Here is a 9,010-nt window from a genome sequence, read left to right on the forward strand (position 1 = left end):
TCATCGCCCTCGTACGGAAAGGATCAACGGGTGCGCGGGCACCCCGTCGCCGGGCCCCGGGCACTCCGGGGGATCCTCGGGATCGTGGAAGTGCAGCGCGTTGACGCGCCCGCAGCCGCCGAACGCGCAGATCACATGCGCGTGCGGGGTGCGATGTGTCCCGCAGAGACAGCTGTCGTCGCCGGTGACCGCGCCCCCGCCCGCGCGTACGGGGCCGCCGGGGAAACGGTCCTGCCGGAGATACGCGTCGACGGTGGCGCGTTCCAGCACGCCCTGGACAGCGCTGCTCGCGTGGTCCATCACCACGGCGGCCTCGGGGCTGAGTTCGAGCAGATTGAGCAGGGCCGACTCTTCGACGACGTCCTGCAGGGTCGCGGTGCCGGAGACCACCACGGCGGGCCTACGCCGAGGGGCCGCCGGTGAGGTGCGGACGGCGAGGGTGGTGGGCGTTCCGTCGGCGGAAAGCCCGACCAGATAGCGGCAGTCCCGGCGGCGGTCCTGGCGGCGGTCCTGTGCGTCCCGGCCGTGCGGGTCCTCAGCGTCTTCGGCGTCTTCGGCGTCTTCGGCGTCCTGCACCGTGGCGAAATCGGGACTGGCCAGGTCGGCCAGCGGGGTGTGCGCGGGGAGTGCGGTCATCGGGCGTCTCCTACCAGTACGAACGGGGCCCAGAAGTAGGGGTGTTCGAAGGGGCGGGCTCCGGGACCGATGCCTCCCCTCGCTTCGGCGCCGGCGGTCAGCCGCGACCAGAGCATCACCAGCTCCCTTCGCTCCGGACTGCCGCTCCGGGTGTGCTCCTTGAGCCGCGCGAACTTCCGCCTGGCGGCGGGGAGATCACCGGATTCGCAGAGCAGCCGCAGCAGCGCCGACTCGTACGCCGTCCTCTCGGCCGACCCGGCTGCGGCGTCACCGGTCCGGGTCAGCGCGTCCTCGCACCATCGCGCGGCGGCCTCCACGGTCATCCCGCGCACCGTCGCCCGCGCCTCGTGCAGTGCCCGCCCGCGCGGCGCCCCCGCCACCAGCAGACCGTAGAAAAGCTCCATGAACAGTGCGGTGGACAGATCGTCCACCTGCCACTGTGTGACCAGGACCGATGTGGCCCCGGCGATGAGGAAGGCCCGTGCGAGGCCGAGCCGTTCATCACCGGGGCGCCCTCTGCTCGCCCCGCTCCGGCAGGCGCTGAGGGTCACCAGATCCGCGCGGATACGCAGCCCCAGCAGATCGTCCATGGTCAGCGGCCCGTCGGCGCAGCTGATCGCGCTGCCGGCGACACCGTCGGGGGCCAGGACGCCATGGCAGGCGAAGTGCACGGCCGTCGCCTCCGAGTGGACGAGCCGGTCCAGGACCAGTTGCCGGGTGACCCGGTCGCCGGAGAGGACTTCGGCGCGCCCGCCGAATGCTCCGGCCATGGAGCGGGCCTCCGCGCGCGCGTGGACGAGCGGCTGATCGGAGCGTGAGTCGGCGAAGACACACAGGCCGCGCGGGGCGGGCGGAGCGGTGTTCCGGTACAGGTCCGCCAGGAGAGAGGCGCTCTGCACCACATGTACGGGGTTGCGCGCGGCGAGCGGCACCCCGCCGGTGGCCACCGCGTGGAGGGGGATCTCGTGCAGTACGCCGTGCGGCACGAGGCACACCGGTTCCCCCGGCTCGCTGTGGCGCGCGATCGCCCCGGTCAGCACGCCGAAGTCCGCGTCGAGCCGCTTTTGATCGAAGGCGGCGGCCGATGTCATCCGCCCGAAGGCGTTCCGGCCGTCGGGAAGCGCCAGGTCGAGGGGGAGCTTCCCCTCCTCGACCACAGGGGACGACGTACCGGAACGGACCAGGAAGACAACGACCCGGGCATCGAACACATAGAAGCTGACGAGAAGTCCGCGCTGTCCGCCACGACGCTCGAACTCCCCCAGTACGGAGGTCAGTTCCGCGTAGTCGACGGGCGCCGAGGAGCCGTCACCGGTCGAGGAGCCGTCGCCGGTCCTGTGCTCGGGCCGCAGCATCTCCAGCAGTACACGCGAACGGTCCTGCTCGCTGTGGTCGAAGGCGACCGCCCACTGCGGCGCGCGCAGACCGGGAATGTGTCCGCTTTCGGGTCCGGTGAGGAGGAGGATCAGGCGGTTGTAGTGGGAGGCCTGGTAGTCGATGCGCCGGTCGCCGTCGGTGATCCTGCCGCGGCGCGTTTCCTCCAGCCGTACGAGTTCGCTCCAGCGTGCGTAGGCGGTGGGCCAGTCCTTCTCCTCCTCGTCGATCGAGGCGAGCAGCTTCAGTGCCTCCATCTGGAGGGCGATGTCGCTGGACTTCTTGCGCGCCTGCTCCAGCAGCCACCGTGCCGTACGCAAGCGGCCGACCGGGGCGAGAAGTTGGGCGTGCCACACCATCTTCCAGGCCATGCCGATGCTCGCGACGGACTCGCCGTAGTAGCTGATGCCGTCGACGCTGAGCCCCGGCCGGTCGACCGCGCCCGAAACCTCGCCCGACCCCGTACCGGGCCCCCGCGTCCAGGTACGTACCATCTCACCGGATTCGAACATCTGCTGCCAGACCCGCCAGCTCATGCGCTCGAAGAGCCTGACCCCCACGTCGGGCACCGCCGGCACGAGGGCCCGGGGAAACCAGCCCTGCTCCTCCTCGCGCCGCTGGAAGCTCCCTTGGCCAGCGAGCAGTCCGGCGGCCTCGGCCTGCTCGTGGAAGGCGACCCGCTCCGGTGCGCCGGAGCGCGCGGCGTTGGCGAGGAAGCGATGGGCGAACGGTGACATCCAGGGCGTGCCCTGGCCGCCGTCGGTGAGGGGGCGCAGCACCTCACGCACGGCGGCGTAGTCGTTCCGTAACCTCCCCGCCCACTGGAACCGCGCCACGGCGGCGAAGTCCGGATATCCGGCCGCCTCCAGGTCCTCGACGGCGGCGGCGCTCCGCGCCACGGCGTCCTCGACAGCGCCCTCGCCCTCCGCGACGGTGGCGAACGCGAACGAGACCGTGCCGCGTGCGGCCAGATGCAGTCGCCAGAGTTCCTCGCGGCGCTGCTCTCCGATGTCCGGTTCGGCGCGGAGCGCGGCCTCCGCCGCCAGCAGCATGGAGTCGCAGAGCGGCAGATAGCCGGGGGCCGCGCGACGGCCGCTCCGGGTATCGGGAGCGGCGGTGGCCTGAGCCGCCAGCAGGATCAGCAGGGAGTAGTCGGGGGTGCCGGGCCCCTGGGGCGAGCGGGTCTCGCGGACCCTGTTGACAAGCCGGTCGCGCACCCAGGACTGCACGAGCGGGTCCCCGAGCGAGGACCACTTCTTCGCCATCGTCACCGAGTGGAGCATGAGCGCTCCGACATCGTTCAGCCACCACCGCACCGTGAGCGCGACGACGAGCTCCGCGAGAATCATCACCAGGGCGGCCTGGACCAGTTCCGCCCGCGGCGCGGCGACACCGGCCAGGAAGAGCGGGAGGGTACCGGCGCAGCAGACGACGCGGACCAGATGAACGGGCAGAAGAAGAACGGCGCCCCCGACCACGCACCCACTCCGGCCGAACCGGGCGCCGACGGCCGGCTGCGGCCAGAGCGTGGTGACGAGCCCCAGCTCCTGCGGTGCGATCAGAGCGGTCAGCAGAGTCAGACCGGCCAGCAGCAGTCCGCCCTCCCAGCCGGTGAGCCACGGCCGCTCCAGCCACCGCGCCACGAGCCACTCGCCGGCGGGGCCGTGCGCGAACACGACGACACCCACGAAGAGCCCGGCCTGCGCGAATTGGTGGACACCGCGCCCGGACGGCGGCAGATGCCGTCCGGCGTCGCACCGCACCAGCCCGAGGACCATCAGCAGCCCGACAGCGAGCAGAAAGAACCCACGGACGGAGCCCGGAACGTCGTCCACGGCGGTGATCAGCAGAAGAGGCGACAAAAACGCGACGGCTCGGGCCGGCCAGGCCAGAGACGCCAGACACCCCAGTGCCTGAGCCTCCCCTCCGGACGGCACTTGATCCGTGGACGGCTGCGCGGCCGACATACTCACCCCTGCCCTACGCGGCCCATCCGAGCCGGGCCGATGACCGGCCCGGGAGCCATTTCCCCGCTCGGGCCGGCATCACTGCCCCTTCATCCAGCGGGAAGCCCCGTAGAGGACGGTGAAGGCACCGATCGCGACGGTCCACACCGACAGCCACATCGGCGCGTCCATGACGAAATTCCCTACGCCCACCACGAAGAGCGCGAACCCCTGAAGTAAAAGCTGCTTCGACGACATGCCGTTCCCCCGGCCATGAGCCACGCCGGCCCACTCCTGAACTCGTTGCGAATGAAGGCTTGTTGGGCCGAGGATCGCAGACAGCACCACAGCGCGCGGCAGAACGCGCAACAACCACCCCATCGGGTAGGGCGCGACCGGTGTGCGAGCTTTCGCCCGCGAACTACTCGGGATGACGCGTGCGTCCTCGGGCGCCCGGGTGAACCCTGCGAGCGGGCGCCCGCACTCCGCCCCCCGCGTGTCGGTCAACCCGCCGCCCCGCGCGTATCCCACCGCCCACAACTACAGAACCGACCCACACACCGTCAGGCGAACGAGCCGACATCCCCAATCAAGTTCAGTAGCAAACGCCAGGGCTCTGGTAACGGCCCTGCAAATCAAATGGAGCCAGACGGTCAGTCCCTCCAGATACCGCGGCAGAGAGAACTCCACGTCCGCCCATCTTCCTCGCTCTGATCCCCAAAGCCGTTCGCGCCTCCGGTTTTCTCCTCAAGCGCCTCTGCGAGTTTCGTCAGAGAATAGATGTTGGCATCGAAGGCTGCCTTGAGGTTGTCGTTGTTGGTCTTGGCCTTAGCCTCGCCCAGACGCTTCGCGTAGATTTGGATCACTGCCGAGTCCCTCGCCGAGATGGAGTCGCGCTTTTTCATATAGGCGTTGAAGGTGCGCGTCGCGTCCCAGGCCTGTCGGCAAGCATCTTTGGCAGCGCGCTTCGGAAAAACCGTCTTCGTTAGCTCATTCCAGCTTGTAATACCGAAGAAGGCCAAGAGGCTGACAACTGCCGCGGCCACTCCCAGCCACGCGGTGAGCTGCTTGGTCGTCTCATCTTTCACGGCTCTCCCCCCGTCAAGCCTTGTTCCGCGTTGCAGGCATGCTACTGAACTTGATTGGGGATGTCGGGTCGTTCGCCTGACGGTGTGTGGGTCGGTTCTGTAGTTGTGGGCGGTGGGATACGCGCGGGGCGGCGGGTTGACCGACGCGCGGGGGGGTTGCGGAAGCGGGTCCGGCTGGAGGCGGTCCGTCGTTTCGAGGGCGGGAGAAGAACCCGGGAGATCGCTGCCGCGTTGCGGGTGAGCGAGCGGTCGGTGGAGCGCCGGCGTCGTCAGTGGCGGAGTGCGGTCGGGCGGGCGTCCGCTCGAAGGGTTCACCCGGGCGCCCGAGGACGCACGAGGAGCAAATAGCGCGTCTTGAAAGGGAGTTGAAACGTGGGCCGCTCGCTCATGGGTGGGCGGATCAACGGTGGACACTCGCGCGGGTGAAGACACTCATCGGTCGGCTGTTCCACGTGAGCTACACGCGGTGGAGGGCACATGGCGGCTTCTGAAACGTCATGGCTGGTCGTGGGCAGCAGCCGGCTCGCCGGGCGGTCGAACGCGGCGACGAGGCCGTCGGGTTGCGGAAGAAGGAGGTGTGGCCGCGGGTAGAAGTACCGCGGCGGCCCGCGGGGCCTGGATCGTCTGCGAGGACGAGGCAAGCCAGTCGCTGAGGCCGCCACGGGCCAGGACCTGGGGCCGCGTCGGCCGCACCCCGGCGGTCCACGTACGCGGCCGGGGCTCAAGCGGGAGCCCGCGACCGACGTCCGGGAGGCGGACGGTCCACGGGAGCAGTGGCGGCGCCGTACCTAAGGGCATTCCGCGCGCGGTGTCAGGCATTCGTCGGGACCTGGGCGGGCGCTGGTCAGGCTCTGGTGAGGCGGCGGTCCAGAGCGCGTACCGATGCGCGGAAGGTACGGCCCATCGCCGGCCGGGACAGCCGCAGCACGGTCCGGTACGGCGCGGAGCCGTCCGTGGCGACGGTCCACCGCACCCGGGTGCCGCCGCCGGAGGGCGCCAGCCGCCATGCCTCCAACAGGGCGTGCACGCCAGGTGCGTTGGTCTCGTCGGTACGGTACGCGTAGAGCACATCGGGCTGCGCCGCCAGCACCGTCTCCTGGAAGCGGGTCCCGCCCGTCAGCCGGACCGTACGCCCCTCCGGTGCGGCCGTGGCGGCGGTCAGTCCGCTGAACCACTCGGGCCAGGACTCCGTCTCGATGGCGAGCGCCCGGTACACCGCGTCGGGCGGAGCGCCCATGGTGCCCGTGAACACCAGACGTACGGGCGCGGTGTCGGCGAAGTCCAGTCCCACGGAACGGAGTTGGCGAGCCATGGACAGCACATCCCTGAGCGGAGTCGAAGGGGCCTGACGGATCCGGCGGTGCGGCTGCGAGACCGGCCAGTCTAGAGCTCTCCGCCGTTGAGTGCGTCGACGAAGGTCGCCCAGGCGCTGCCGGTGAGGACGAAGGCGGGGCCGTTCGGGTTCTTGGAGTCACGTACGGCCATGGCACCGTCGGCGAGGCGGGCGCCCTCGACGCAGTCCCCTCCGGGGGTGTCATTGCTGTAACTCGACTTGAACCAGCCGGCACCGGTCAGCACGTCAGCCGTAAAGGTCATGGGAATCAAAGCTCCTCCATTACTTTCTCGATCAGGCTCAGAGACTCCTGTGGCCCAGGAGCCACAGTTTGCAGCTCATTGAAGGTGTCCTCGTACGCCTCCACATCAGCATCACGCCGCAGCACCCAGTGATCGGCCAAGTGCTCCAGGTGCACGATCGGCTTCAGAGCGAAGTCTTCACGAAACCGGAAGGTCGTGAAGGCTCCATTCATCCCTCGGTGAACACCCACCTTGAAGGGGATAACTTGGACCGTGACGTTGGGAGCGGAAGCGACCTCGATGATGCGTGCGAGCTGCGCCTTCATAACCGCCGGACCTCCCACCTGGCGATGGAGCACGGCCTCGTTGACAACTGCGGCATACTTCAGCGGCGGCTCCCGAAGGAAGATTCTCTGACGTGTCATCCTCAGATCGATCATGCTCTCGATTTCCTCATCGGGACGGCCGTCGTTAGCATATTGATGGAGGACGCGTACATAGTCTGCCGTCTGGAGCAGACCGGGGACGTACTCGGACTGATAGGTGTGCGCGACAGACGCTGAGGACTCCATACCGAGAAACGCCCTGTTACCAGGGCCGAGAAGTGGGCGAAACACCGTCGCCTGCCACCACTCCCGCTTCGTCTTGGTGACAGCCGCATATTCCTTGAGCTGCCCGGCAATCTCCTCGTCAACCCCGTAGATCTGGCAGAGGGCCATGACGTCGGCGGGTTCGACCGTTGCGTTCTCCCCCATCTCCAGACGTGTCAGCTTCGACGGACTCCAAAGGAGTTTCCTGACGACCTGGGTTGACGTAAGCCCTCTCCTCAGCCGCAACTGGCGTAGCTCGCTGCCCAGTTGCAGGCGACACAGAGTGGGTGTCGCCGACTGCGTGTCCGTCATCATCCGCTGCCCCTCCAAGCTCTCCCCAACGGAGCGTTCTGCGTTTCAGCGGGAGCCACCGCAACGCGGCGAACGACCCGCGAGCGAGCGGCGATTCACAGCAGAACTTGCTCGCGCATTTTCGCCAGAACACTTTCGAGGCCACTGCCCCGGTGCGAGGCTATACCCGTCACTCACACAGCGCATCCAGTTCGCCACTTTCAGTGATGCGACCGGTCCTGCGGCAGCCCCCGGAGATCGACGGTAAGGACGACTCTCGATGCCTCCCTCTACGCGTAGCGCAACTCCCGCCCCACCCACGGCAGTCGATATACACGACGCCGTACGCCTGAACATGTCGTTCGCTCCCCACGCCCGCCGCGTCGAACATCTCCGTCGCGTCGCCGGGGTGCTCCTCCGCCAGGACGACATGGGCCCGGACGCGGTCGAGACCGTACAACTCCTGGTCAGCGAAATCGTCACCAACGCGGTGGTGCACGGACGGGGCGAGTGTGTCCGGTTCTCGTTGGCCTACGGGAGCGGCGGGTTCGTACGGATCGAGGTGGACGATCACTCCCCCGCGCCGGTCACCGTCCGGCAGCCGGGGCCCGACGAGGAGAGCGGGCGGGGCATGTTCCTGGTCGACGCGCTCGCCTGGGCGTGGGGCAGGCGCGGTACCTGTACGTGGTGTGTGGTCGCCACACGGGAGGAGTGCGCCCCGTGACGCTGTCTCGCCGTACCCCCGGCGCTCACTGGCACCCGCGCCTCGTGGACTTCGCCACCGACACCGAGGCGCACCAGCGTCTCCTTACCGCCCTGCGATGCCATCTCCGCAATGAGCAACGGGCCGCCGGCCACGCCGTCGACATCGTGACCATCTCCCGCACCGTGCTCGCGGCTCTCGCTCTGCGAGTCGATCTCCCCGAGCGCGCCTGGGTGGACACCACCATCCTCAAGCTCCGCGAGAACCTCGAACTCCTGCTCCGCGAGGACCTCGGCGGCCATGGCAGCACCCCCTGCGCGCGAGCTCTGCGGGAGGACGCAGGTCGGTTGCTCGACCTCTGCTCACCCTCGGCACCACCGCTCCCGCCCCTGCACGCGTACGAGTTGATGCGCGCCCTGGCCGACACCACGCGATCGTTCGCCGCCCTCTACCAACTACGGCAGTCCGCAAGGGAACACGACCAGTGAGCCCCACGAAGTCCCAGGCCCTGTACGTCGTCGCGATCACCGCCGTCGGCGGCTCGATCCTCGTGGCTCTCTGGCGCGGTTGCTAGTGCCGCGACCGGCAATGTTTGCCCGTCGAGGAGCGACGTCCAGTGCGTGTGATCGCAAGGTGGCCGGAAGTCCTGGTAGCGGAGCTACTTGGGCTTGTGGCCAACGCCGCGACGGGGCAAACGCTGCCGGGAGCGGCACTAGGTCGTGTCTGATAATCGATCTTGTGACGGGTCGTGGTGAGTTGACGGATGGGGCGTGGGAGCGGATAGAGCCGCTGCTTCCTCGGGCTGAC

Annotated in this window: 10 protein-coding genes; 3 read left to right on the forward strand and 7 right to left on the reverse strand. The window is 68.7% G+C overall.

Translation table 11 applies throughout. The annotated features are described in order from the left end of the window. The 4 genes from ACIRQP_RS29495 to ACIRQP_RS29510 all read right to left on the reverse strand — a co-directional run bounded on the left by ACIRQP_RS29495 (position 1) and on the right by ACIRQP_RS29510 (position 5,044). Positions 1–636, reverse strand: a complete 636-nt coding sequence (locus tag ACIRQP_RS29495; protein WP_403894965.1) for a hypothetical protein — start codon at positions 634–636, stop codon at positions 1–3. Then, positions 633–3,845, reverse strand: coding sequence for a CHAT domain-containing protein (locus ACIRQP_RS29500; RefSeq protein WP_403894968.1), 3,213 nt, complete (start codon positions 3,843–3,845; stop codon positions 633–635). The genes ACIRQP_RS29495 and ACIRQP_RS29500 overlap by 4 nt, the downstream gene beginning before the upstream one ends. A 210-nt stretch (positions 3,846–4,055) precedes the next feature. After that, on the reverse strand, positions 4,056–4,238 hold the full coding sequence (locus ACIRQP_RS29505) for a hypothetical protein (protein WP_403894971.1): 183 nt from the start codon (positions 4,236–4,238) through the stop codon (positions 4,056–4,058). Between the two features lie 371 nt (positions 4,239–4,609). Then, complete coding sequence (locus ACIRQP_RS29510) at positions 4,610–5,044, reverse strand: hypothetical protein (RefSeq protein WP_403894974.1); 435 nt, start codon at positions 5,042–5,044, stop codon at positions 4,610–4,612. 60 nt (positions 5,045–5,104) lie between these two features. On the opposite strand from ACIRQP_RS29510, the gene ACIRQP_RS29515 reads away from it, so the two are divergent. Then, positions 5,105–5,392, forward strand: a complete 288-nt coding sequence (locus tag ACIRQP_RS29515; RefSeq protein ID WP_403894977.1) for a helix-turn-helix domain-containing protein — start codon at positions 5,105–5,107, stop codon at positions 5,390–5,392. A 496-nt stretch (positions 5,393–5,888) separates the two neighbouring features. Here ACIRQP_RS29515 and ACIRQP_RS29520 read toward each other — a convergent pair whose 3' ends face one another. From ACIRQP_RS29520 to ACIRQP_RS29530, 3 genes are all read right to left on the reverse strand, one after another. Continuing rightward, a complete protein-coding gene (locus tag ACIRQP_RS29520) occupies positions 5,889–6,356 on the reverse strand; it encodes an SRPBCC family protein (protein ID WP_403894979.1) in 468 nt (155 codons plus the stop codon). A gap of 71 nt (positions 6,357–6,427) precedes the next feature. After that, entirely contained in the window at positions 6,428–6,640 is a 213-nt protein-coding gene (locus ACIRQP_RS29525; RefSeq protein ID WP_403894982.1) for a DUF397 domain-containing protein, read from the reverse strand. Positions 6,641–6,645: 5 nt separating this feature from the next. After that, positions 6,646–7,524, reverse strand: a complete 879-nt coding sequence (locus ACIRQP_RS29530) for a helix-turn-helix domain-containing protein (protein WP_403894984.1) — start codon at positions 7,522–7,524, stop codon at positions 6,646–6,648. A gap of 331 nt (positions 7,525–7,855) precedes the next feature. On the opposite strand from ACIRQP_RS29530, the gene ACIRQP_RS29535 reads away from it, so the two are divergent. Both ACIRQP_RS29535 and ACIRQP_RS29540 read left to right on the forward strand, forming a co-directional pair. Then, the gene (locus ACIRQP_RS29535) at positions 7,856–8,224 is read left to right on the forward strand and encodes an ATP-binding protein (protein ID WP_403894987.1); all 369 of its coding nucleotides are present in this window, start codon (positions 7,856–7,858) and stop codon (positions 8,222–8,224) included. After that, positions 8,221–8,691 carry a hypothetical protein gene (locus ACIRQP_RS29540; protein ID WP_403894990.1) on the forward strand — a complete coding sequence of 157 codons (471 nt, stop codon included), beginning with the start codon at positions 8,221–8,223 and terminating at the stop codon, positions 8,689–8,691. Before ACIRQP_RS29535 ends, ACIRQP_RS29540 begins: the two co-directional genes overlap by 4 nt. Positions 8,692–9,010: the final 319 nt, after the last annotated feature.

The organism is Streptomyces sp. NPDC102274 (assembly GCF_044766385.1).
Lineage (GTDB): Bacteria > Actinomycetota > Actinomycetes > Streptomycetales > Streptomycetaceae > Streptomyces.